The sequence below is a fragment of the Siminovitchia fortis genome (genome assembly GCF_003605365.2).
In the GTDB taxonomy this organism is placed as follows: Bacteria; Bacillota; Bacilli; order Bacillales; family Bacillaceae_C; genus Siminovitchia; species Siminovitchia fortis.
This window is the reverse complement of sequence record NZ_QYTU02000120.1, coordinates 1-347: the sequence shown is the minus strand read 5'-3', so window position 1 is coordinate 347 and position 347 is coordinate 1. Positions and strand designations below refer to the sequence as shown.

The 347-nt window shown below is 41.5% G+C and carries 1 protein-coding gene; it reads left to right on the top strand.

The features are described 5' to 3' along the window. On the top strand, positions 1–313 hold a 313-nt coding region (locus D4N35_RS18665), incomplete at its 5' end, for an Hsp20 family protein (RefSeq protein WP_120076058.1). Between the last annotated feature and the right edge of the window lie 34 nt (positions 314–347).

The following is a 347-nucleotide window of genomic DNA, read 5'->3' as shown; positions in this document are numbered from 1 at the left end:
GCAAAAAGACGAGAACAACTACCGTATTACTATGGCAGTTGCAGGCTTTGCTGAAGAGCAGCTAGACCTAACTCAAAAAGATAACATGCTGATTGTAAAAGGTGAGCGTAAACCAGAAGCAGAAAAAACCTATGTGTATCAAGGTATCGCAGAGCGTGATTTTGAGCGTAAATTCCAACTGGCAGACTACGTAAAAGTGGTAGGTGCGAGCATGGAAAACGGTCTATTACACATTGATCTAGAACGCGAAATCCCAGAAGCGATGCAACCACGTAAGATTGCTATTAATGGTAACAGCCTACTAGAAGGCTAATTACTATTAGCTTTTGAGAGCTAAAATTATCGGG